Annotated in this window: 19 protein-coding genes; 7 read left to right on the top strand and 12 right to left on the bottom strand. The window is 55.0% G+C overall.

Features of this window, described 5'->3' with window-relative positions; all coding sequences use genetic code 11:
- Positions 1-53: 53 nt before the first annotated feature.
- Positions 54-572: a bifunctional 3-hydroxydecanoyl-ACP dehydratase/trans-2-decenoyl-ACP isomerase gene (gene fabA / locus AAF463_RS06920; protein WP_101760924.1), complete on the top strand. Its 519-nt coding sequence runs from the start codon at positions 54-56 to the stop codon at positions 570-572.
- Positions 573-638: 66 nt separating this feature from the next.
- On the opposite strand, the gene rmf is transcribed toward fabA, so the two are convergent.
- The 6 genes from rmf to rlmKL form a co-directional block, all read right to left on the bottom strand.
- On the bottom strand, positions 639-806 hold the full coding sequence (gene rmf / locus AAF463_RS06915; protein WP_071531634.1) for a ribosome modulation factor: 168 nt from the start codon (positions 804-806) through the stop codon (positions 639-641).
- Positions 807-1075: 269 nt separating this feature from the next.
- Positions 1076-1642 (bottom strand): membrane integrity-associated transporter subunit PqiC, encoded by a 567-nt coding sequence (pqiC, locus tag AAF463_RS06910; RefSeq protein WP_101760925.1) that lies wholly within the window; start codon positions 1640-1642, stop codon positions 1076-1078.
- Positions 1639-3282 (bottom strand): intermembrane transport protein PqiB, encoded by a 1644-nt coding sequence (gene pqiB, locus AAF463_RS06905; protein WP_101760926.1) that lies wholly within the window; start codon positions 3280-3282, stop codon positions 1639-1641. Before pqiB ends, pqiC begins: the two co-directional genes overlap by 4 nt.
- Positions 3254-4537, bottom strand: a complete 1284-nt coding sequence (gene pqiA / locus AAF463_RS06900) for a membrane integrity-associated transporter subunit PqiA (protein WP_192413834.1) — start codon at positions 4535-4537, stop codon at positions 3254-3256. The genes pqiB and pqiA overlap by 29 nt, the downstream gene beginning before the upstream one ends.
- A gap of 15 nt (positions 4538-4552) precedes the next feature.
- Positions 4553-6463: an ABC transporter ATP-binding protein gene (locus AAF463_RS06895; protein ID WP_350261766.1), complete on the bottom strand. Its 1911-nt coding sequence runs from the start codon at positions 6461-6463 to the stop codon at positions 4553-4555.
- Positions 6464-6468: 5 nt separating this feature from the next.
- Positions 6469-8586, bottom strand: a complete 2118-nt coding sequence (rlmKL, locus tag AAF463_RS06890; RefSeq protein ID WP_350261765.1) for a bifunctional 23S rRNA (guanine(2069)-N(7))-methyltransferase RlmK/23S rRNA (guanine(2445)-N(2))-methyltransferase RlmL — start codon at positions 8584-8586, stop codon at positions 6469-6471.
- Between the two features lie 108 nt (positions 8587-8694).
- Here rlmKL and AAF463_RS06885 point away from each other — a divergent pair, with 108 nt between their 5' ends.
- Positions 8695-9804 (top strand): YcbX family protein, encoded by a 1110-nt coding sequence (locus AAF463_RS06885; RefSeq protein ID WP_350261764.1) that lies wholly within the window; start codon positions 8695-8697, stop codon positions 9802-9804.
- A gap of 5 nt (positions 9805-9809) precedes the next feature.
- Here the strand turns inward: AAF463_RS06885 and AAF463_RS06880 are convergent, their stop codons facing one another.
- The 5 genes from AAF463_RS06880 to AAF463_RS06860 form a co-directional block, all read right to left on the bottom strand.
- Positions 9810-10352, bottom strand: coding sequence for a cell division protein ZapC (locus tag AAF463_RS06880; RefSeq protein ID WP_350261763.1), 543 nt, complete (start codon positions 10350-10352; stop codon positions 9810-9812).
- A 148-nt stretch (positions 10353-10500) separates the two neighbouring features.
- The gene (gene pyrD / locus AAF463_RS06875) at positions 10501-11511 is read right to left on the bottom strand and encodes a quinone-dependent dihydroorotate dehydrogenase (protein ID WP_350261762.1); all 1011 of its coding nucleotides are present in this window, start codon (positions 11509-11511) and stop codon (positions 10501-10503) included.
- Between the two features lie 119 nt (positions 11512-11630).
- Positions 11631-12632 (bottom strand): glycosyltransferase, encoded by a 1002-nt coding sequence (locus tag AAF463_RS06870; protein ID WP_225614528.1) that lies wholly within the window; start codon positions 12630-12632, stop codon positions 11631-11633.
- A gap of 2 nt (positions 12633-12634) precedes the next feature.
- Positions 12635-14152 (bottom strand): oligosaccharide flippase family protein, encoded by a 1518-nt coding sequence (locus AAF463_RS06865; protein ID WP_350261761.1) that lies wholly within the window; start codon positions 14150-14152, stop codon positions 12635-12637.
- 97 nt (positions 14153-14249) lie between these two features.
- The gene (locus tag AAF463_RS06860; protein ID WP_137385507.1) at positions 14250-15077 is read right to left on the bottom strand and encodes a hypothetical protein; all 828 of its coding nucleotides are present in this window, start codon (positions 15075-15077) and stop codon (positions 14250-14252) included.
- Positions 15078-15832: 755 nt separating this feature from the next.
- Between AAF463_RS06860 and ssuE the strand changes: the two genes are divergently transcribed.
- The 5 genes from ssuE to ssuB are packed head-to-tail and all read left to right on the top strand — an operon-like array spanning position 15833 to position 20099.
- Positions 15833-16384: an NADPH-dependent FMN reductase gene (ssuE, locus tag AAF463_RS06855; protein ID WP_350261760.1), complete on the top strand. Its 552-nt coding sequence runs from the start codon at positions 15833-15835 to the stop codon at positions 16382-16384.
- 10 nt (positions 16385-16394) lie between these two features.
- Positions 16395-17363 (top strand): sulfonate ABC transporter substrate-binding protein, encoded by a 969-nt coding sequence (locus tag AAF463_RS06850; RefSeq protein ID WP_137385505.1) that lies wholly within the window; start codon positions 16395-16397, stop codon positions 17361-17363.
- Between the two features lie 2 nt (positions 17364-17365).
- Complete coding sequence (ssuD, locus tag AAF463_RS06845) at positions 17366-18511, top strand: FMNH2-dependent alkanesulfonate monooxygenase (protein WP_350261759.1); 1146 nt, start codon at positions 17366-17368, stop codon at positions 18509-18511.
- 11 nt (positions 18512-18522) lie between these two features.
- The gene (ssuC, locus tag AAF463_RS06840) at positions 18523-19311 is read left to right on the top strand and encodes an aliphatic sulfonate ABC transporter permease SsuC (RefSeq protein WP_192234541.1); all 789 of its coding nucleotides are present in this window, start codon (positions 18523-18525) and stop codon (positions 19309-19311) included.
- Positions 19308-20099, top strand: coding sequence for an aliphatic sulfonates ABC transporter ATP-binding protein (gene ssuB, locus AAF463_RS06835; RefSeq protein ID WP_101760939.1), 792 nt, complete (start codon positions 19308-19310; stop codon positions 20097-20099). Before ssuC ends, ssuB begins: the two co-directional genes overlap by 4 nt.
- A 79-nt stretch (positions 20100-20178) precedes the next feature.
- On the opposite strand, the gene pepN is transcribed toward ssuB, so the two are convergent.
- Complete coding sequence (gene pepN / locus AAF463_RS06830) at positions 20179-22794, bottom strand: aminopeptidase N (protein WP_350261758.1); 2616 nt, start codon at positions 22792-22794, stop codon at positions 20179-20181.
- Positions 22795-23043 lie beyond the last annotated feature (249 nt).

The raw sequence follows: 23043 nt of genomic DNA, 5'->3' as shown, positions 1-23043 counted from the left end.
GTACAACTGTTCGCTAATATTCGGGCTTCACTAAAAGAAGGCATATTGAGAACATGGTAGATAAACGCGAATCCTATAGTAAAGAAGACCTGATTGCCTCGGGTCGCGGCGAACTGTTTGGCGAAAATGGACCGCCGCTTCCATCCAACAACATGTTGATGATGGACCGCGTGGTCAAAATGACCGAAGACGGCGGTAAATTCGATAAAGGTTTCGTCGAAGCCGAATTGGATATCCGCCCTGACCTGTGGTTCTTTGACTGCCACTTCATTGGCGATCCGGTAATGCCGGGTTGCCTCGGCCTCGATGCGATGTGGCAGCTGGTGGGTTTCTACCTCGGCTGGCTGGGCGCAGAAGGTAAAGGCCGCGCGTTGGGCGTGGGTGAAGTGAAGTTCACTGGACAAGTCCTGCCTACCGCCAAAAAAGTGACCTATAAAATTCACTTCAAACGTGTGATTAACCGTAAACTGGTGATGGGCGTGGCAGATGGCGAAGTCTTCGTTGACGGGAACCTGATTTACTCTGCGACCGATTTGAAAGTGGGTCTGTTCAAAGACACTTCAGCTTTCTAATCCTTCCAAATGAAAACCTCCGCACGCAGCGGAGGTTTCTTCCATAATGTTAGACATCCAGCAGTGCTAGGCCACCGCTGACCTGTCCTCCATGGCTTGACGCCAACCTCCCAACCAGTGAGACCGTGCATCGATCAATTGATAAGGGCATATCTCTTTCGAGCGGCCCGTAATACCGGCTTGGTAGCCTCGTGAATGTGCTCGTTCCAGGCGGTCTCTCTTCTGTCTCTTCATGCCTCGTTTCCCTCATTTCAGGTCTGGTGGAATCTGGGTGGAAAGAAAGAGTGGCGATATAATGTTCAACCACAGTAATGTTCTAACCCGATGCAGAAGAAAGGTCAATGCGCAAAATTCACGCCAATGTCATGTTTTTGACGTTAAAGTGCCATGTAGAATTGTCAGTTGATTGTCTATCTGGCTGATTAGGCAATAAAAAAAGCCCCTGATTTGACTGCGATCACACTACAGTAAATCAAGGACTTAGCATAAGCATCGAACAAATCTTAATTTAGCGAAACCACACTATTTGCGATTTGTTGTGCGGTTTGCTGCCAGCCGAGAGCCAGAGTACGTACCAGCGCATCATAGCCATCTTCGGTTTGCGGCAGCGTCAGATTAAAGCCATGTTTGATTAGGCGTCCTTGATGCTGCAGTAACCATTCGCCACTCACCACCACTTGTCCATCGTAGCGTCCCTGGAAACCGGTAACGTTTACCGACAGCGTATCGTGCGTGTCGCCCAGCGGCGCACCGGCAACCAGGCGGCCAGGTAGCGCTTTACTGAGATTACTGATCAACGTTTGCTGCAACTGTTGATCGAGCGGACTGGCCCACAGGTTATTAGCTGCAATCACGTACTTCACATCGCTGGTCTGATAGACCAGGCCGTTGCCCGCCATGTAATCCGGTACCGTTACTTGCTCAACCCAAATCATCGGTTGGCCAGTGCCCGCGGCACTTTCAACGCGCGCCACATTGCTGCCCGCAGGCAGCTGATAATAGGTATTTTCAATGGTGCTGCTGCAGCCTGCCAGCAGCAACAGCGCCCCGATAATTAGCCCTTTTTTCACTGTTTCGCCCTCTTTGGCTGTGGATCCTGGCCCGGTTTGGCCTCAAACACCAGCGCGTTACTTTTGCTATTCAGCGTTTTCAGCACCGGCTGCAGTTCTCGCAGTACCTGATCAAGCCGCTGCATATCGCCCACCAGCTTGCTGTAAGCCGGTGAACCTGGCTGCAGCCCTTTCATGCTGCGGTTCAGTTCGCGCAAGGTTTGCTGCATGTCTGAAGGCAGGGTTTTCATCGCCGGATTCGCCGTGACCTGATTAAGGTTATCCAGCGTTTTCTGCAACCGCTGCAGGGTGCGCTGGCTCTCTTTCAAGGTACCTGTGGCTTCATTCAGTACTGGATTAAGTGGTAAGCCGTTGATCTTATCCAGCGCCGCCATCAGTTTCTGCTGAATCTGCGCCAGGCCGCCGCTGACGGTTGGAATCACTTCCAGGCCAGCCACCTGATTCGGGCCTTGATACGCCGGTGCGTTATCGTAGAAATCGAGGTCGATAAATAGCGCGCCAGACAGCAGGTTGCCGGTTTTCAGCGTCGCACGCAGACCGCGTTTTTTGCCATCCTGCAGATGCTGCTCAAGATTGAAATCTCCGCCCAGGCGATTAACAAACCGATCCGGCTCAATGCGAATCAGCACCGGCACACGATAATCCGTATTCAGCGCCTGATTCACGCCCGGAATCATATAAGGCACTTGTGACACCGTACCCAAACGAATGCCGCGGAACTCAACCGGTGCGCCAACCTGCAAGCCGCGAATTGAATCGGTGAAGAACAGCAGGAAATCGGTATGAGCACTGTAGAGCGAATCCTGGATGCTGCGCTGATCGTCGTACAGATGGTATTCCGCCTTGTTCTCCGCCGCCCGGCCCAGCTCAGCGCCGTCCGGCACATCAAAGCTGACGCCGCCGCTGAATAGCGTAGTGAGCGATCCCATCTCTACGCGCATGCCTGATGCAGACATATCGACGGCAATACCGCTGTCTTTCCAGAAACGCACGTTGGTGGTGATCAGGCGATCGTAAGGCGCCGAGATAAACAGCTGATAAGTCATCATGCGTTTATCGGTATCAAAGTTGCTGGTTTCCACTGAACCTACGCGATAACCGCGGAACAGCACCGGATCGCCCGCATTAAGCTGACCGGCTTTTTTACTGTCAAGCGTTATGCGAATGCCTTTGGCATCCGGCGGCGCCAGCGGCGGTGCATCCAGCAGTTGATAACGTTCCGGCTTATCGCCCTTCGCGCCCGGCTGCAGCTCGATATAGGCACCGGAAAGCAGCGTGCCCAATCCGGTAATGCCTTCGCGACCAATTTGCGGTTTCACCACCCAAAATGCGCTGTCGCCCTGTAGCAACTTTTCCATGCCCGAATTAAGACGCGCTTTAATCTCTACATGGTGCAAATCGTCGGTCAGAACCGCGCTTTCCACCACACCGACGTTGACGCTGCGGCTCTTAATGGTGGTTTTACCGGCTTCGATGCCTTCCGCATTTTCGGTAATCAGCGTCACTTCCGGGCCCTGATGGCTGAAGTGATAAAAAAGAATCCATCCGCCGATTAACAGCGTGACAATAGGTACAATCCAGACCGGCGACCAGCGTTTAATCTGGTCGACCTTAGCAGTCCCGTGATGGTTGTCCGTCAAGACGCGGCTCCTTACGTTCAGTTTCTCGTTGTCGATCCCACAGCAGGCGCGGATCAAAGGTCATTGCGGCAAACATGGTGAGGATGACCACCATGGCAAACAGCAGCGCGCCCGGCGCAGGATACACGCTCATCAGCCGACCCATCCGCACCAGCGCAGAGAGAACGGCGATTACAAACACATCAATCATTGACCAACGGCCAACGAATTCAACCACCTCATAAACCACGTGCATCTTTTCATCATCGCGCCCACCGCGTCCGCTGCCGTGCCAGCACAGCCAGGCAATCGCCAGCATTTTCAGCGAAGGCACCATGATACTGGCGATGAAGATCACCAGCGCCACCGGCCACGAACCGTCGCTCCATAGCAAAATTACCCCGGCCATAATGTTCGAAGGATATTGCGAACCGAGCGTTTCGGTCACCATGATCGGCATGATATTCGAGGGAATGTAGAGCATCACCGAGGTGATCAGCAGCGCCAGCGTCCATTGCAGACTGTGCTTGCGGCGCGCATGCGCCTTCACACCACAACGCGGGCACGCCAGTTGGTCAGCGGGCAGAATCGCGGTACAACACGGACAGCTACGCAAACCTTGCTTCAGGCCGCTAACACCGGCCAGCGGCGTTTTCGGCAGCGGCGGTAACGGATTGATGCGGTGCCACACCCAACGGCGATCAACACACTGAAATGCGCGCAATTGCAACACGCAGAACAGACACCACGGCCAGAAACTGCTGCCGAGGCCAATCTCACCATACGCCATCAGCTTAACGAAACTGACCAGCACGCCAGCCATAAAAATTTCCGCCATGCCCCAGCTACGCAGCTGAAACAGCACGCGCGCCAACCCAAGCCGCAGGCTGTGCGGCATGCGGACGTTATTGACCAGCAGAATAATGGTGATCATGCAGAAGGCAGGAATGCCCTGCACAAACAGCAGAAACAGCGTTGCCAGGCTGCGGTAATCTTCGCGATCCATCACCTGGGGGATTTCGAGCAGCGATATCTGGCTGCTCAATCCCGCAACGTGCATATTGATGAAAGGAAACAGATTGGCCAGCACCAGCATGAACAGGGCCGAAAAGGCGTAGCCGGTCGGACGTCGACGCGGCTCCTGCCAGTTGGCTTGCAGCGTGGTGTGACAACGCGGGCAACGCGCACGGCTGCCAACCGGTACAGCGGGCAGCTTTACTGTTAAATCACACTGTGGACAAAGACTCCACTGATGCGCTTGATCCGCTGCACACATGCTGACTCCTTCCGATTACGCCCCGTTTTTCAGTGCTTCCAGCTCTTCCCAGCGTTCGAACGCCACTTCCAGCTCCTGCTCGGTTTGCGCTAACGCATCCAGAACCGGCTGGGTTTTATCGTGTGGCTGGCTGAAGAAATCTGGATGACTCATTTTAGCCTGCAACTCACCGATGCGGGTTTCCAACTGCTCCAGTTTTTGTGGCAGCTGTTCCAGCTCACGTGCCAGGTTATAGCTTAGCTTGTTGGCCGGACGTTTGGCGGTGTCACTTTTCTCAGCGGTTTTCAACGGGGTAGCCGGTTTAGCCTGCGAGGCTTTGCCCTGCTTATAGGCTGCGCGCTGCTGCTGAGCATCGTGATAGCCACCGACAAAGGTGCCGATTTCGCCGTTGCCTTCAAAGATCCAGCACTCGGTCACGGTGTTGTCGACGAATTGACGGTCGTGGCTCACCAGCATCACGGTGCCCTGATAACCATCCACCAGCTCTTCCAGCAATTCCAGCGTTTCGACGTCGAGGTCGTTGGTCGGTTCATCGAGAATCAGCAGGTTGCTTGGCTTGAGGAACAGACGCGCCAGCAGCAGGCGGTTACGCTCACCGCCGGACAAGGCGCGCACCGGCGTCATGGCGCGTTTCGGATGGAACAGGAAGTCCTGCAGATAACCGAGCACGTGGCGCGGTTTGCCGTTAACCATCACTTCCTGCTTACCTTCAGCGAGGTTATCCATCACGGTACGATCCGGATCCAGCTCAGCGCGGTGCTGATCGAAGTAAGCGATTTCCAGCTTGGTACCGCAATGCACGCGGCCGCTGTCGGCTTTCAGCTGATCCAGCATCAAACGCAGCAAGGTGGTTTTACCGCAACCGTTCGGGCCAATCAGGGCGATTTTGTCGCCGCGCTGCACCTGAGTAGAGAAGTCTTTCACCAGGGTTTTGCCACCCACGCTGTAATTGACATCTTCCATCTCAAACACGATTTTGCCTGAACGTGCCGCTTCGCCGACTTGCATATTGGCTTTGCCCATCACTTCACGACGTGCAGAGCGCTCGTTACGCAGCGCTTTCAAGGCACGTACACGGCCTTCGTTACGCGTGCGGCGCGCTTTGATGCCCTGACGGATCCACACTTCTTCCTGCGCCAGCTTGCGGTCAAACTCGGCGTTCTGCATCTCTTCGACACGCAGCGCTTCTTCTTTGCCGGTCAGGAACAGATCGTAGTTGCCCGGCCAGGAAACCAGCTTGCCGCGATCAAGATCGACAATGCGCGTCGCCATGTTGCGAATAAACGAACGGTCATGCGAAATGAAGATGATGCTGCCGGTGAATGTCTTGAGGAACGTTTCCAGCCAATCAATGGTTTCGATATCAAGGTGGTTGGTCGGTTCGTCGAGCATCAGTACGCGCGGGTTGCTCACCAGCGCGCGGCCCAACGCCGCTTTACGCAGCCAGCCGCCAGACAGCGAAGACAACTCGGTATCCGCATCCAGACCAATCTGCTGCAGCACGTCGTTGATGCGGCTATCCAGCTGCCACAGATTCTGATGGTCAAGGATGGTTTGCAAACGACCCATCTCGTTCAGGTTCTTCTCGCTCGGATCTTCCATCACCAGATGGGAAATCGCGTGATAAGCCTTGAGATGCTCCGCCTGCTCGGCCACGCCTTCGGCAACGAAGTCATAAACAGAACCGGTAATGTTGCGTGGCGGATCCTGTTGCAGACGCGCCACCACCAAATCCTGCTCATAAATGATGCGGCCGTCATCCAGCGGCTGTTCGCCGTTGATGATTTTCATCAGCGTCGATTTACCGGCGCCGTTACGGCCAACCAGACAGACGCGTTCGCCTTCTTCGATATGCAGTTCGGTGTTATCCAACAGCGGCGCATCGCTGAACGAGAGGTAAGCGCCATGGATACTGATCAGTGACATAAAACTTATTCCTTACCGGCGTGGCTAACCAGCCAGCAGTTGTGAATTTGACGGTTGCGCGCGAAATCCTGCGACAGCGTTTTTTGGGTAATTTCCTGCGCCTGCAGACCCAGACGTTCTAGGCCGTCGAGATCCATTTTGAAGCCGCGCTTGTTGTTGGAAAACATAATGGTGCCACCGCGACGCAGCAAACGTTTCAGGTTCTGCATCAGCATCATGTGATCGCGCTGCACGTCGAAATCGTCTTCCATGCGCTTAGAGTTAGAAAACGTCGGCGGATCGATAAAGATCAAATCGAACTGTTCGTCACTCTCACGCAACCAGCTCAGGCAATCGGCGTGCATCAGGCGATGATTACGGCCGGTTAAACCGTTAAGGCGCAGGTTGCGCTCGGCCCACTCCAGATAAGTACGCGACATATCCACGGTGGTGGTGGTTTTCGCGCCACCTAAACCGGCGTGTACGCTGGCGGTACCGGTGTACGCAAACAGATTGAGGAAATCTTTGCCTGCGCTCATTTTGCCCAGCATCTGGCGCGCGATACGGTGATCGAGGAACAAACCAGTATCCAGATAATCGGTGAGATTCACCAGCAGGCGCGCATCAAATTCCTGCACTTCGAAGAAATCGCCCTTCTCGCCCAGCTTTTGATACTGGCTTTTGCCTTTTTGGCGTTCGCGGGTCTTCATTACCAGACGATTCGCCGGGATCTCCAGCACGCTCAGCGTAGCGCTGATCACATCGAACAGACGCTGACGCGCTTTGTTGGCGTCCACGGTTTTCGGCGGCGCATACTCCTGAATCACCACCCAATCAGCGTAACGATCGACCGCTACGTTGTATTCAGGCAAATCGGCGTCATATAGACGATAGCAGTCGATATTCGATTGACGCGCCCATTTATCCAGCTTCTTCAGGTTCTTGCGCAGGCGGTTAGCAAAATCTTCGGCGATCTGCGCGCCGCCTTCTGCGCTGGTCGCAGCCAGCTGATAGTTTTTCTGCACGCATTCCAGCGGGCCATTTTTGGCTTTGAACTGGCGATCGGCACGCAGTTGCAAGCAGCTCAGCAGCTCTGGCGAAGCGCTGAACAGCGACAGATTCCAGCCGCCGAAGTGCTGCTTCATGATGCGGCCCAGCTGGCTGTGCAGCGCAATCAGCGCCGGTTCGCTTTCCAGACGCTCACCGTACGGCGGGTTGCTCAATACCGTGCCGGTAATCTCTTTGCCCGCCAGCGGATTCTTCAGCTTAATCACATCCTGCTGCGCAAAGGTGAACAGCTCGAACACGCCTGCACGACGGGCGTTGGCGCACGCTGATTCCAGCACGCGGCTGTCATTATCGTAGCCAAAGAAACGGGCGGTCGCAGCGGCGGTACCCACGCGCGCGCGCTCTTTCGCGGCAGCATGAACTTCCTGCCACGCAGCCTGATTGTGTTTCTTCCAGCGATTGAAGCCCCAATGGGTACGCAGCAGGCCAGGCGCGCGATCACAGGCGATCAACGCCGCTTCCAGCAGCAGCGTACCGGAACCACACATCGGATCGACCAATGGCGTGCTGCTCTGCCAACCGGAACGCATCACGATGGCTGCCGCTAAGGTTTCTTTTAGCGGCGCTGCGCCGGTTTGCTGGCGATAGCCGCGCTGATGCAGTGAATCACCGCTTAGATCCAGCGCGATGCTGACGCGATCTTTGTTGAGCCACGCATTGATGCGGATGCCCGGTTGTTCACGATCAACGTTCGGGCGCTCCAGATTCTGGCGGGTAAAACTATCGACGATGGCATCTTTAATGCGCAGCGCACCGAACTGGCTGTTGCGGATCACCTCGTTGGTGCCGCTAAAATGGATGGCAAAACTGGTGTTGCTGTCGAACATCTCGGTCCACGGGATACTTTGCGCACCCACGTAAAGATCGAGATCGCTCCAGACGCCAAATTCTCCCAGCGGCAGCAAAATGCGCGAAGCCAGACGGCTCCACAGCAGGCTTTGGTACATTACATGGTCGTCGGCCTGGAAGTGGACGCCGCCCTGCACCACCTGCAAATCCTGCGCACCCAGCGCGTCTAGCTCACTTTTCAACAGCTCTTCGAGCCCACGCGCCGTACTGGCAAACAGAGAATTCATATCGTCACTTTTTACTCTTGCTTAAATTGCTGCGCATTATAGCGAATCAGCGTGCTATGTCATAAAGTTAGCTTCTTTAAAACTTATGACCCCTTTTTTGGAGTGGTGATGATTACGCTTTCACGCCTTTACATCCATCCCGTTAAATCTATGCGCGGTCTGCAACTGTCACATGCGCAGGTGCTGGAAAGCGGTCTGGGCTTTGATCGCATCTTTATGGTGACCGAACGGGACGGCACGTTCGTGACCGCCCGCCAGTTTCCGGAAATGGTGCGCTTTACCCCGGCGCTGCTGCCGGACGGGCTGTTTGTGCAGGCACCGGATGGTTCGCAGGCGCTGATCCGCTTCGCTGATTTCACCGCTGAGCAGTCACCCACCGAAGTCTGGGGCAACCATTTCACCGCGCATATTGCACCTGACGCGATCAACAACTGGTTAAGCACCTTCTTCCCGCGTCCGGTGCAGCTGCGCTGGACCGGCGTGCAACCGACGCGCCGCGTGAAGCGTTTTGATCATGTGCCACTGAGTTTCGCCGACGGTTTTCCTTACCTGTTAGTGAATATGGCCTCGTTGCAGGATCTTCAACAGCGCTGTCCGGCCAGCGTGCGCGTTGAGCAGTTCCGTCCCAATCTGGTGGTGAACGGCGCGGCTGCCTGGGAAGAAGATAGCTGGAAACGCCTGCAAATTGGCGAGATCACCTTTGAGATGCCGAAGCCGTGCAGCCGCTGCGTGTTTACCACCGTCGGTACCGAAAGCGGCCGTAAACATCCTGATGGCGAACCGCTCTCGACCTTGCAGGGTTTTCGCAGCGCGCAGGATGGCAGCGGCGATATCGATTTCGGCCTGAATTTGATCGCCCTTAATAGCGGCATTATTCGCGTCGGCGATGCGGTGACCATTATCGAGAAGCAAACGCCTCGCACTTACGGTGCGGGCGCCGTGGTCGAAACGCTGGCGCCAGCCGCTAGCAGCCACAGCGCGGTGAGCATCGATTATCAGGGGACGAGCTTTAGCGGCGACAATCAGCAAGTGCTGCTGGAACAGTTGGAAATGCAGGGTTTCCGCATTCCCTACTCGTGCCGTGCCGGGATTTGTGGCAGCTGCAAAGTGACGTTGGTGGCGGGTGAAGTGAAAGCACTGAAGAAAAGCGCGGTGCGCGCGGATGGTACCATCTTAAGCTGCAGCTGTATTCCGGCAGGCGATATCGAACTGGCGTAAGCCGATTACACCGCCCGCGCAAAGTGGGCGGTTTGTTCCTGCTGCTGCGGACGCAGACGATCGTTCATGATCTTAATCGCATCACCCAACTGCATACCTTTACCCGCCACGGTTAGCGCGTTTTGCGCTAATAAGCACAGCGCGGCATTTTCACCGCTTTCAACCACAAACAGTTGTGCCTGTTCGCCGCTATCAGCCAGCGTCACCGCCACCATATCGCCCGCTGCTGGCTGCCAGCTGTGCGCATGATTCGTGAAGTGCCAGCTTTTTGGCATCAGGGGTTTGAGAAAACGACTGGCCACCAGCGCGTTTAACACTAATTCCGCACGCTGATCGCCTTTTAATCCACTCTGACGGCAACGTTCTTCAAAGCTAAAATAGAGCGCGGCGTCATCAACGCAAAAACCGCTGACATTAAAGGCATCAGGCGTCAGCATTTTGCGCGAGAAGCGCGAGCGAAATAACATGCCGTCGGCTAAATCCAGCATCATGCGGTCATGATCAGCGTCGAAATACCAACGCCAGTTGTCATCAGGTTTGAATTTCATGATCTGCCCTGTGGTTTATCGCTGCGCTAAACGGCGCTTAATTAAAAAAATAAATCTGAGAAAAAGCTGAAAAAGGCATCAGCAGGACAAAATATAAACGAGCCGAAGGGATAAATAAACCCCTCGGCGCAGTAAAGTGGGAAATGTCTTAGAGGTGGGTCACGATATCTTTAATTAAGCCTGGGCCTTTATAAATAAATCCAGAGTATATCTGCACTAATGTTGCACCCGCGGTAATTTTTTCACGCGCAGAAACCAGCGAATCAATACCACCGACGCCGATAATAGGTAAGCGGCCCTGCAGCTCTTGCGCCAGGCGGCGAATCACTTCGGTGCTGCGTGACTGCACCGGACGACCACTTAATCCGCCCATTTCTTCGGCATATTTAAGGCCGGTGACCAGCGAACGATCAAGCGTGGTATTGGTGGCAATCACACCATCAATATTGTGGCGCACCAAACTGTCGGCAACCTGGATCAATTCTTCTTCAGTCAGATCCGGCGCGATCTTTACCGCCACCGGCACATATTTAAGGTGCCTTTGTTGTAGTTCTTGCTGTTTTAATTTGATGGCAGAAAGAAGATCGTCCAGCGCTTCGCCATATTGCAGCGTGCGTAATCCTGGCGTGTTGGGTGACGAAATATTGATGGCGATATAACCGGCGTGGGCATATACCTTTTCCATGCAGATCAGATAATCGTCTTTGCCTTTCTCGACCGGCGTATCTTTATTTTTGCCAATATTGATGCCGAGAATGCCCTTAAAGCGCGACTTTTTAACGTTGGCAATCAGATGATCAACGCCGAGATTATTAAACCCCATGCGGTTAATAATCCCTTCGGCAGGCACTAAGCGGAACATACGCGGTTTATCATTTCCCGATTGCGCCAGTGGCGTTACCGTTCCCACTTCGACAAAACCAAAGCCCATCGCGCCGAAGGCATCAATGCACTCGGCATTCTTATCGAGACCGGCCGCTAAGCCGAGCGCGTTCGGGAAGGTTAATCCCATGCAGGTTACCGGACGTGATGGCAGCGACTGGCGAATCAGCCCTTCCAGCGGAGTGCCGCTAATAAAACGCAGTTGTTGAAAGGTGAGTTCGTGCGCACGCTCAGGATCAAGCTTAAACAGCGCTGGCCGGACGATAGGATATAACATGCACTCTCCTCAATGACGGAAACCAGGGAAGTCGGGGTGCACGGGAAAATGTGCGCCAGAATGGTAAGGTGCGCTGGCGCAAAAGTAAATTGTTCTACTGCATCACAATTTGATCGTTATCAGCGTCGTGCTGAATAGCGCCCAAGCTGTTCGCGACACGCCTGCAAACCACTGTAAATCGTCGGGCAATACCACATCAGCTTCAGACGCGCGCTATGTTGCAATACATTGCGCACCAGCTGATTCACCTGCGGTTGCCAATCCGTTGGGATCACCATGTGATTTTTGCGCATCTGCGCCAGGCAGCTGTGCATCACCGTTTGGTAATAGCTATCCAGCAACGCCGCATCCACCGGCAGTTGCCGATCGCGCAGGAACTGTTCGCTGCTTTCACGCGCAATAAAGTAATTTTTCACATAGGAAAAATCGCGCGTGCTTTGCGACAGCGACGTCAGCATAAAGCGTTTGTAGTAGTAGCTTTGGCTGGTGCAATAAATGTTACGCGCCTGCAGATAGAGCGCAAACATGTAAGGCGCATCTTCATGGTTTTGAATCGGCAGAAACTGCAGCGCCAGTTGATCAATCAAGCGACGCGAAATGATGCTGCTCCACACGACGCGATGCGCCGACTGATGCTGCATCAGCGTACGTAAACTGGTGCTGCCACCGGGCAGCAATCCACTGACATGACGCTGGTGAATGGTTTGATAGTGGCGCTGCGCGGCAGGCACATCAAAAAACATTTTCGCGCCAAAGCAGAACAGATCGATATCTTCATGGCGCGCCTGCACGCGACGGAAGTCGGCGAACAAATCGGTGGAGACAAAATCATCGGCATCCATGAAGTAAACAAAATCACCGGTTGCGACAGAGAGCCCTTTCATACGCGCGGCGCTGACGCCGCCGCGCTCACCGCTCAGCAGGATCACCTGCGGATGCTGAGCCGCAAACGCCGTGAGCCAGGCTACGCTGCTGTCACTGGAACCATCGTCGATAACAATGATCTGTTCCGGCGGCGATGACTGACGCAGCAATGAACCCATCGCTTCTGGCAGCCAGGGCGCGCAATTCCAGTTCGGTATGATGACCGAAACCGTAGGGATACGGTGAGATGACATCATGCTCATCCTCTTTCCTCAACGTTAAACAACGGAATTCTGAGACGCTTCAACACCACACTATGCAGCAGACAGCAGATGCCGAGATTGAATGCGCCAATCAAGCCAAGCCACAGCAGGTTGAGCCAGCGATTTTGGTTCCACTCGATCGGCAGCAAGGTGCTCAGCCAGGCGACAGCCGCAGAAACCGCCCAAATCAGCATCACGTCGCGGGTTAACCAGGTGAAATGAATGCCCGGCGCAAAGCGGCGATGCACCAGCCACGCCCAGCCCACCAGATAGAAGATGTTCTGCCCCAGCCACAGCCAACCGGTGCCGAGTGCGCCGTAGTGAATGGCACACCAGATGTTGAGCGGCACCAGCAGCACGGCAAAGCAGGTGAAGCCTTTCATGTGCAGCTTGAGGTTGCCGTTGATGTATTGCAGGTGATAGAGCAAACCGCAGATGGCCTGAATGCCACTGCCTAATGCGTACAGGCTAAGGACAAATGACATCTCATCAACAATCTGACTTTTCTGCGTCCACGCCCACAGCAGCGGGCCGGCGTAACAGGCGATGGTGATACTGAGCGGCGCCATAAAGATCGCCACCGCCTGCGTGGTGTAGCGGTAAAGTTTCAAGGACTCCGCATCGCCCTCTTTGCGGGTTTTCATGCCGGTCATGCGTGGCACGATGGCCTGCATGATCGGGCTACTCAACAGCAGAATGCCGGTCGCGGCCGTCGCCACCACGGTAAATGAACCGTATTCACTTAGCGGCAGCGTCTTGGAGAGCACCAGTCGGTCAATTTGCGAAATAAAGGTCCACACCGCACTGGAAAATGCCGCGCTGAGCGCAAAACGAATAAAGGGTTTCAGCACCTCTTTCAGATCGCCGCGCTTCTCTTTGCGCGCCGCTTTGGGGATCAGCTGACAGGATTTGTAGATACAGCAGGCCGCTTCGGCAATCGACACCAGCAGCTGCCAGACAAAGAACGCCAATACCGCATTAGAGAAGAATTGAATCACCAGCACCGCGCCAAAGGTGCGCAAGGTGGTGATAATCAGGTTGACGCCGTTCAGCCACACCTGATGTTCGAAGCCCACAATCACGCTGCGATACGGACTGGTGCGCCAGCGTATCGCCGCAGTGATCACCATAATCGCCACGGCAATCACCACATCGCCCGCCGGAAGATGACGCGCATCCAGCCAGTGCGTGGCAATCCACGGCGTCGCCAGCCAACCCAACACCACCAGCACAATCGTGGAGAACAAGAAGAATTTGGTCAGCGTGGCAAACAGCGCCGGGAACCAGACAAATTCCGCCTGATTAGCACGATAGCGCGCCGCTTCCCGCATCAAGGTGGTCGAAACACCGGCATCGAGTAATTGCAGCCAGGTTAATAAAATCGAAAAGAAGCCCACTAAACCGTAGGCTTCCATACCTAAGTGTTGAATATAAAGTGGTACAACCAAAATACCTGACAGCGTCAGATAGATTTGACCAACATAGTTGGCAATCGCGTTACGTTTTATAGACATAGGTGTTTTGGCATCTGGGGATTATCTCAGTGGCCTTAAGCGTGACATAAAAGTATTCACGCGCACACCGGAGTTATTCTTAAAATTAACGTTGGTGCTAAGCGCCCAGCTTTTTTCTCATTTTCATCATGGCGAAATAGATGTCAGGTTGTTTCAACATGAGTTTTTCCATTGCACCTTTGGCCGGGAAGTTTTCAGCAAAGTAGGTTAATGCATGGCGGGTATTATCTGAGAATTTATCGGCACCACTCAACTCGTGCTGGACTAATTGTAATAAGCCGCTGCGTAAATAACTTTCCCGATAGCGGTTTCGCTCCGGAATATAGTGTGACAATCGTGTGAGTTTTTCATAATCGGTAATAAATTGCTGATAGGTTAAGCGCGGCGAGGCTTCTACCTGAGTGGTCAGCGACGCTTCACTGGCATAATCGAGCACCCACGCCGTTTGCGTATGCAGTAATCCGGCCAGCATCACATCCTGAATACGCGTCAGCGGCCCACCCGCGCGGGCCAGCCCAGCACGCAAGATCACCACAAAGCCGCCCTGCTGCCACCAGCGCTGCGCATGCAGTTGCTGAAACAGCTGCAGAGAAGAGTGTAAACCGTTCGCCAGCTCGCGCTTCGCCAGTGAGACCACAAAACAGTTCAGCTCGGGACGCTGGTCACTGAGCTTTGCCACGTCCTGCAGCAGGTTGGCCGGCAAGGCGCTGCGTTCCGCGCTGAACAGCAGGAAATCATCTTCAGCCGGCGTGCTGTGCGGAAAGGTCGGCAGCAATGACGAGGTGAGATGCGATCCCGCAGCATCGGGTTGCAGCCAGTAACATACCAGCTCTTCTGCAGCGTTAGGTGAGGGTGAGATGCGATTGAAGGTGGCAGGCGCGACCCGCTGCTCAGTTAAATCCTGAGCAAATGAAGAACTACCCATATATATCTCCCTAAAAATAAATTGATTTGCCGCAACGGCAGTTCACGCCACAAAACGCGGGCGTAAATAAATAAGTGAAATATCGTTATCGTGTTCTAGCGGAAATTAGCTCAACCAATTATAAACAGGCCTGGAATTGTAATTCCAACCACGATTAGCATTAACATGTAACTTACGAAATTAATTGTTCAGCGCAGCTGCATGAAGTGTGATGTTGATCGGCGAAAATTTGCATGACTTGTAACAAGCGGGTTGAATAGTGCGTATTTTATTAACCTTTATTCGCGTTTAGACATGAATTTCGTGAAATAAAAACCACGGTAAATTAGGAAATAAACAACGGATGCTCAGTTTTATCCGATTCATGGAGGAGTGAATAGTGGAGAATTGTTTATCTTTTCCCATAACTTTCAATACCAAGCACTGCATGCTATCGGTAACTGCGCGGTCTGTGTAAATATATTTCTCTGGTTACTACTCTGTTTTACCCATGCATCACGCCCTTTAATCATTAACGTCATTCACTGAGGCCGCAGGATTTATATAACTGCACCCTTGCAGCCTCGCTTTTCAGATTATACCTAAGCGCCTGAAACCTGCGTTTTCATCCCCTCTTTATATGCTACTGGCTATCCCATTTTGCGACTTAGGATTACCAGATAAATCATTTAAGCCTCGCTGCCTGCTCTGACAGTATTGAACACATCAGTTCTGAATATCAGATAATCAATAACTTTTAGTTATAAGGAGTGACCATGCGGGTTATTACGCTGGCGGGCAGCCCTCGCTTCCCTTCACGCTCTACTGCGCTGCTGAGCCTGTGCCAGCACGTGCTGGAAGCACGCGGTGTCGAAGTGATTCCATGGAATATTCACAACTTCCAGCCTGAAGATTTGCTCTATGCACGCTTCGATTCTCCCGCATTGGCCGCGTTGAAAGCCGATTTGGCGCTGGCGGATGGCGTAATTGTCGCCACGCCTATTTATAAGGCTTCGTTCTCCGGCGCACTGAAAACCCTGCTCGATCTGCTGCCCGAGCGCGCGCTGGAACACAAAGTGGTGTTGCCACTGGCCAGCGGCGGCAGTGCTTCACATCTGCTGGCGGTGGACTACGCGCTGAAGCCGGTACTCAACGCGCTAAAGGCACAGGAAGTGTTGCACGGCGTGTTCGCCACTGACGGCCAGGTTACCGATTACGACCGCCAGCCGCTGCTCGATCCGCTGCTCTCGCAACGCATTGATGAAGCGCTGGATACCTTCTGGTACGCGCTACATCGTCGCCACCCACCTTACGCACAAGCGGTATAAAGGAAGAGAGATGAAAAGGATATTGACGGGTTTACTCATGCCAGCCGTCGCGGCACTGCTCACCTTGAGCGTGAGCGCGCAGGCCGCCGACGCACCAGAACAGTTGCGCATCGGTTATCAGAAAGGTTCGGTGAGCATGGTATTGGCCAAAACCCACAAGCTGCTGGAGCAGCGCTTCCCGCACACCAACATAAAGTGGGTGGAATTCCCGGCGGGCCCGCAGATGCTCGAGGCGCTTAACGTCGATAGCATCGATTTGGGCAGCACCGGCGACATCCCGCCGCTGTTTGCGCAGGCCGCAGGTGCCGATCTGCTGTATGTCGGCTCGGAGCCACCCAAGCCGCAAGCCGAAGTGATTTTAGTGCCGAAAGACAGCCCGATTCACAGCGTGGCCGAACTGAAAGGGCATAAAGTGGCGTTCCAGAAAGGCTCCAGCTCGCACAACCTGCTGCTGCGTGCGCTGGAACAGGCCGGACTGAGCTTTAAAGACATTCAGCCAACCTATCTGACGCCCGCCGATGCGCGCGCCGCGTTCCAGCAAGGTGACGTTGATGCCTGGGCGATTTGGGATCCTTACTACTCTGCCGCGCTGCTGCAAGGCAACGTGCGCGTGCTGGCCGACGGCAGCAAACTCAATCAAACCGGCTCCTTCTATTTAGCCACGCGCAAATACACCGAGGCGAACGGCGCCTTCGTGCAGCAGGTACTGAATACCTTCAGCGAAGCCGATGCGCTAACGCGCAGCCAGCGCGACCAGAGTATCGATCTGCTGGCGAATGCGATGGGCTTACCAAAACCGGTAATTGCCAGCTATCTCGACCATCGTCCACCGACCACCATTACGCCGGTCAGCGCCCATACCGCGCAGGCCCAACAGCAAACGGCCGATCTGTTTTATGCCAATCATCTGATGCCGGTAAAAGTGAATATTGCTGACCGCATCTGGCATCCACAATCCGCCCAGCCTAAAGGAAATTAATCATGAGCGTATCCGTATTTTGGTTTCTCCCGACGCACGGCGATGGCCACTATCTTGGCACCGCGGAAGGTTCGCGCCCGGTTGATCATGGTTACCTGCAACAGATTGCGCAGGCAGCGGATCGCCTTGGCTTCGGCGGCGTGCTGATCCCCACCGGTCGCTCCTGTGAAGATGCCTGGCTGGTGGCGGCGTCATTGATTCCGGTTACGCATCGTCTGCGTTTCCTCGTCGCACTGCGTCCGGGCGTGATTTCACCGACGCAGGCGGCGCGTCAGGCCGCCACGCTGGATCGTCTGTCGAATGGTCGCGCGCTGTTTAATCTGGTCACCGGCGGCGATCCGGAAGAGTTAGCCGGCGATGGCGTGTTCCTCGATCACCGTGAACGCTATGAAGAGTCCGCTGAGTTTACCCGCGTCTGGCGGCGGGTGAGCGAAGGCGAAACCGTTGATTACGAAGGCAAGCATGTGAAGGTGCGCGGTGCGCGTCTGATGTTTAAAGCAGTGCAGGAACCGCGTCCGCCGCTGTGGTTTGGCGGATCATCAGATGCCGCGCAGGATTTGGCCGCTGAACAGGTCGATGTCTATCTCACCTGGGGCGAACCGCCGGCGTTAGTTAAAGAGAAGATTGAGCAAGTGCGCGCCAAAGCGGCGGCACAAGGCCGCACCGTGCGCTTCGGGATTCGTCTGCACGTGATTGTGCGCGAAACCAATGAAGAAGCGTGGCAAGCGGCGGATCGCCTGATTGCCCATCTCGACGATGCCACCATTGCCAAAGCGCAGGCCGCGTTTGCGCGCACCGATTCGGTAGGCCAGCAGCGCATGGCCGCACTGCACGGTGGACGTCGCGACAAGCTGGAGATCAGCCCGAATCTGTGGGCCGGTGTCGGCCTGGTGCGCGGCGGCGCAGGTACCGCGTTAGTGGGCGATGGCCCAACCGTGGCGGCGCGCATGCAGGAGTATCAGGATCTCGGCATCGAGACCTTTATTCTCTCCGGCTATCCGCATCTGGAAGAGGCTTATCGCGTGGGTGAGTTGCTGTTCCCGCACCTCGATTTGGCGATTCCGGAAGTGCCGAAGCCGCGCGTGGTGCAAGCGCACGGTGAAGCGGTGGCCAACGATTTCACGCCGCAAAAAGTGTCGCAGAGCTAAAGGAGCAGATGATGGCGAACGTTAAAAAACAGCTAACGAATGCTGTACTGCCCTGGGTTTTACCGGTGGTGCTGATTGCGCTGTGGCAACTGGCATCGCAAGTGGGTTGGCTGTCGACGCGCATTTTGCCGTCGCCGGAAAACATCCTCATCACCTTCTGGAAGCTGACGGTGAGCGGAGAACTGTGGCAAAACCTGGCGATCAGCAGCTGGCGTGCCGCCATCGGTTTCTCTATTGGTGGCTCGATTGGTTTGATTCTGGGTTTGATTACCGGCACCTCGCGCGTCGGCGAACGCTTGCTGGATACCTCGGTGCAGATGCTGCGTAACGTGCCGCATCTGGCGCTGATTCCGCTGGTGATTTTATGGTTCGGCATCGACGAATCCGCCAAGATTTTCCTCGTGGCGCTGGGCACGCTGTTCCCGATTTACCTGAATACTTATCACGGCATTCGTAATATTGATCGGGGTTTGGTCGAGATGGCGCGCAGCTACGGCTTGTCTGGCTGGAGCCTGTTCATTCAGGTGATTCTGCCGGGTGCGCTGCCTTCGATTATGGTTGGCGTACGTTTTGCCCTTGGCCTGATGTGGCTGACGCTGATTGTCGCCGAAACCATTTCCGCTAACTCTGGCATTGGTTATCTGGCGATGAACGCCCGTGAATTCCTGCAAACCGACGTGGTGGTGGTGGCCATCATTCTCTATGCCCTGCTCGGCAAACTCGCCGACGTCGCGGCACAACTGCTGGAGCGCGTCTGGCTGCGCTGGCATCCGGCTTACCAAGTGAAGGAGAACGCATGAGCAACGCAACCCTAAATCCGGCGCGCTTAAATCGCGGTACACCGGTTGGCGTGAATGGCGTCAGCAAGCAATATGGCGATCGTACCATCCTGAATAATATCGACCTGCACATCCCCTCCGGGCAGTTCGTCGCCGTCGTCGGCCGCAGTGGGTGCGGGAAAAGTACCTTGCTGCGCCTGCTGGCGGGTCTGGAATCCACCACGCGCGGGGCGTTGCTGGCGGGCAATGCGCCGTTATCCGAGGCGCGCGAAGATACGCGTTTGATGTTCCAGGATTCACGCTTACTGCCGTGGAAAAAGGTGATTGATAACGTTGGGCTGGGGCTGAAAGGCCGCGAATGGCGCGCCGCCGCGCTGGAAGCACTCGAAGCGGTGGGATTGGCGGATCGCGCCAATGAATGGCCTGCCGCGTTGTCTGGCGGGCAGAAACAGCGTGTGGCGTTGGCGCGTGCGCTGATTCACCGCCCAGGTTTGCTGCTGCTCGACGAGCCGCTCGGTGCGCTGGATGCGTTGACGCGTATCGAAATGCAGGGATTGATTGAGTCGTTGTGGCAGCAGCATAACTTCACCGTGCTGCTGGTGACGCACGATGTCAGCGAAGCGGTGGCTATTGCCGATCGCGTATTGTTGATTGAGGAAGGCCAGATTGGCCTGGATTTGATCGTCGACTTACCGCGCCCACGCCGTCGCGGATCGGCACGTCTGGCAGAGCTGGAAGCGGAAGTGCTGGATCGGGTGATGAAGCGCGGCTCGTCAGAACAGCCGTTGAAGTTTGCGCAGCAGAGTTAATTAAAGACGCGCGATAAATCGCGCCGCTACGAATGCATACATTTATTCGTAGCGGCGCAATTTATTGCGCATGGTTTTCTTACGCGTTTAACGCCTTGGTGATTTTCTCGTACAAATCGCCCGACAGCTTATCCAGCCCTTTCAACGTTTCCAGCGCTTTACGCATCAGCGCCTGACGATCGGCATCGTAGCGTTTCAGGCGAATCAGCGGCTCGATCATGCGTGCAGCCACTTGCGGGTTGCGCGTGTTGAGATCGGTCAACATCTCCACCAGGAACTGATAACCGCTGCCATCTTTAGCGTGGAACGCCGCGGGATTACCAGACGCGAACGCACCAATCAGTGAACGGATACGGTTCGGGTTGCCCATGGTGAACGAACGGTGATTCAGCAGCTCACGCACGTTGCTCAGCACGTCCGCCGCTGGACTGGTGGCTTGCAGCACAAACCATTTATCCATCACCAGACCATCCTGATGCCAGCGCTCATCGTAGGCCGCCAGCAGCGTATCGCGGCACGGCAGGTTCGCCGCCACCGCTGCAGACAGCGCCGCTAACGCATCGGTCATGTTGTTTGCCTGCTGATATTGCGCCTGCACCAGCTTGTCCGCCTGTGCCGCATCGGCGAAGGCCAGGTAACCGAGGCAGACATTTTTCAGCGTGCGCTTGCCAATCTCCGCGTGCTCAATTTTGTATTCGCTGCTTTGGTTGGCCAGATAGAGCGCAAAGAATTCGTCACTCAGCTCTTTAGCCAGCGTACGCACCAGCGCATCGCGCACCGCTGAGATCGCCAGCGGATCGATGACATCAAATAGTTCGGCGATTTCATTTTCAGACGGCAGCGAAAGAATCAACGCTTTCAGCGCCGGATCGCCCTGCTCATCCAGCAGCACAGCGCGGAACGCATCTGCCACATGCAGCGGCAGCGATAGCGGCTGGCCCTGCTGATGACGTGCGACGTTGAGGCGAATGTAGGTTGCCAGCAGGCTTTGCGCCGCATCCCAGCGCGCGAAGTCGTTACGCGCGTGGCGCATCAGGAAGGTGAGTTGCGCATCGCTCCATTTGTAGTCGAGCTTCACGGGCGCAGAGAATTCACGCAGCAGCGATGGCACCGGCTGGAAGTAAACGTTATCGAAAATAAAGGTCTGGAACTCTTCGGTGACGTTCAGCACGTGATGCACCGGATGACCGTTATGCTGCAGCGGGATTACCTTGCCTTCGTTATCGTACAGTTCGATATCCAGCGGAATGTGCAGCGGCAGCTTCTCTTTCTGCTCGGCGGTGGCCGGCGTGCGCTGGGTGACGTGCAGCGTGTACTGTTCCAGCTCTGGATTGTAGTCATCGCGCACCGTCAGGATTGGCGTGCCCGCCTGGCTGTACCAGCGGCGGAACTGCGACAGATCGACGTTCGAGGCATCTTCCATCGCCTGCACGAAATCATCGCAGGTGGCGGCGCTGCCATCGTGACGCTCGAAATAGAGTTGCATGCCTTTCTGGAAACTCTCTTCGCCCAGCAAGGTGTGCATCATGCGGATCACTTCTGACCCTTTCTCATACACCGTTAAGGTATAGAAGTTGTTCATTTCGATCACCTGATCCGGACGAATCGGGTGCGCCATTGGGCTGGCGTCTTCCGCGAACTGCGCACCGCGCATCACACGTACGTTATCGATACGGTTCACCGCGCGCGAACCGAGATCGGAGCTGAACTCCTGATCGCGGAATACTGTCAGCCCCTCTTTCAGGCTGAGCTGGAACCAGTCGCGGCAGGTCACGCGGTTGCCGGTCCAGTTGTGGAAATACTCGTGACCGATCACCGCTTCAATGCCGAGGTAATCTTTGTCGGTGGCGGTTTCGGCTTTCGCCAGCACATATTTGGAGTTGAAGACGTTAAGGCCTTTGTTCTCCATCGCCCCCATATTGAAGAAATCCACCGCGACGATCATAAAGATGTCGAGGTCGTACTCAAGGTTAAAGCGCTCTTCATCCCACTTCATGCTGGCTTTCAGCGAGGTCATCGCCCAATCAGCACGATCAAGGTTGCCGCGATCGACAAAGATCTCCAGCGCCACATCGCGGCCTGAACGCGTAGTAAAACTATCACGTAATACGTCGAAATCACCCGCCACCAGCGCAAACAGGTAGCACGGTTTCGGGAAAGGATCTTGCCACTTCACCCAATGGCGGCCATCTTCATGGCGACCGCTCTCCAGCTTGTTGCCGTTGGAGAGTAAATAAGGATAACGCGCGGCATCGGCAATAATGGTGGTGGTGAAGCGCGCCAGCACGTCTGGGCGATCGAGATACCACGTAATATGGCGGAAACCTTCGGCTTCACATTGGGTACAAAGCGCATCGCCGGATTGGTATAACCCTTCCAGAGCGGTGTTTTTATCCGGATGAATGTCATTAATGATGGTCAGAGTGAAGTTGTCCGGTAGCTGGCTAATGAACAACGCGCCCTCTTCTTCGCGGTAATGCGGCCACGGATTGCCATCCACCGCCAGCGATACCAGCGTGAGATCTTCGCCATCCAGACGCAGTTCCGCATCGGTAGCGCCCAGACGCTTCACCTGACTGACCGCCGTGACACGCGTTGAAGCCGCATCCAGATCAAAAGTCAGGTCGATATCGGTAATGGTGTAGTCCGGCGCACGGTAATCGTGGCGATATTTAATTTGCGGCTGTTGCGTCATGAGTCCTTCTCGCATCGTTAAATCGTTAATATGTTGACCCGTCAAAGTCTAAGCGGGTTGTGCCTCGGTTGCCACGGTCAATGCGTGCGTTCGTTGAAAAGGCTACAATTCATTAACAATGGCACAAATGACCCTCGACCTGCCACCCGCAATTATGGTGTGATCGCGGTCATTACTGTTTTATACTCCTGCGTCTTTATGACTTTGTTGAACACCGGGCTCTGCTCCGCGGAAGAGGATGCTGAAACG

The organism is Pantoea sp. BJ2, from assembly GCF_040255075.1.
GTDB classification, from domain to species: domain Bacteria; phylum Pseudomonadota; class Gammaproteobacteria; order Enterobacterales; family Enterobacteriaceae; genus Pantoea; species Pantoea leporis.
The sequence above is the reverse complement of the archived record's forward strand: the minus strand, read 5'-3'. Positions and strand labels throughout refer to the sequence as shown.

What these genes read in the sequence shown, in the direction of transcription:
- fabA (WP_101760924.1), top strand. Translation starts at nt 54, where the DNA reads ATGGTAGATAAACGCGAATCCTATAGTAAAGAAGACCTGATTGCCTCG.
- rmf (WP_071531634.1), bottom strand. Translation starts at nt 806, where the DNA reads ATGAAGAGACAGAAGAGAGACCGCCTGGAACGAGCACATTCACGAGGC.
- pqiA (WP_192413834.1), bottom strand. Translation starts at nt 4,537, where the DNA reads ATGTGTGCAGCGGATCAAGCGCATCAGTGGAGTCTTTGTCCACAGTGT.
- AAF463_RS06895 (WP_350261766.1), bottom strand. Translation starts at nt 6,463, where the DNA reads ATGTCACTGATCAGTATCCATGGCGCTTACCTCTCGTTCAGCGATGCG.
- rlmKL (WP_350261765.1), bottom strand. Translation starts at nt 8,586, where the DNA reads ATGAATTCTCTGTTTGCCAGTACGGCGCGTGGGCTCGAAGAGCTGTTG.
- AAF463_RS06885 (WP_350261764.1), top strand. Translation starts at nt 8,695, where the DNA reads ATGATTACGCTTTCACGCCTTTACATCCATCCCGTTAAATCTATGCGC.
- AAF463_RS06880 (WP_350261763.1), bottom strand. Translation starts at nt 10,352, where the DNA reads ATGAAATTCAAACCTGATGACAACTGGCGTTGGTATTTCGACGCTGAT.
- pyrD (WP_350261762.1), bottom strand. Translation starts at nt 11,511, where the DNA reads ATGTTATATCCTATCGTCCGGCCAGCGCTGTTTAAGCTTGATCCTGAG.
- AAF463_RS06870 (WP_225614528.1), bottom strand. Translation starts at nt 12,632, where the DNA reads ATGATGTCATCTCACCGTATCCCTACGGTTTCGGTCATCATACCGAAC.
- AAF463_RS06865 (WP_350261761.1), bottom strand. Translation starts at nt 14,152, where the DNA reads ATGTCTATAAAACGTAACGCGATTGCCAACTATGTTGGTCAAATCTAT.
- AAF463_RS06860 (WP_137385507.1), bottom strand. Translation starts at nt 15,077, where the DNA reads ATGGGTAGTTCTTCATTTGCTCAGGATTTAACTGAGCAGCGGGTCGCG.
- ssuE (WP_350261760.1), top strand. Translation starts at nt 15,833, where the DNA reads ATGCGGGTTATTACGCTGGCGGGCAGCCCTCGCTTCCCTTCACGCTCT.
- AAF463_RS06850 (WP_137385505.1), top strand. Translation starts at nt 16,395, where the DNA reads ATGAAAAGGATATTGACGGGTTTACTCATGCCAGCCGTCGCGGCACTG.
- ssuD (WP_350261759.1), top strand. Translation starts at nt 17,366, where the DNA reads ATGAGCGTATCCGTATTTTGGTTTCTCCCGACGCACGGCGATGGCCAC.
- ssuC (WP_192234541.1), top strand. Translation starts at nt 18,523, where the DNA reads ATGGCGAACGTTAAAAAACAGCTAACGAATGCTGTACTGCCCTGGGTT.
- ssuB (WP_101760939.1), top strand. Translation starts at nt 19,308, where the DNA reads ATGAGCAACGCAACCCTAAATCCGGCGCGCTTAAATCGCGGTACACCG.
- pepN (WP_350261758.1), bottom strand. Translation starts at nt 22,794, where the DNA reads ATGACGCAACAGCCGCAAATTAAATATCGCCACGATTACCGTGCGCCG.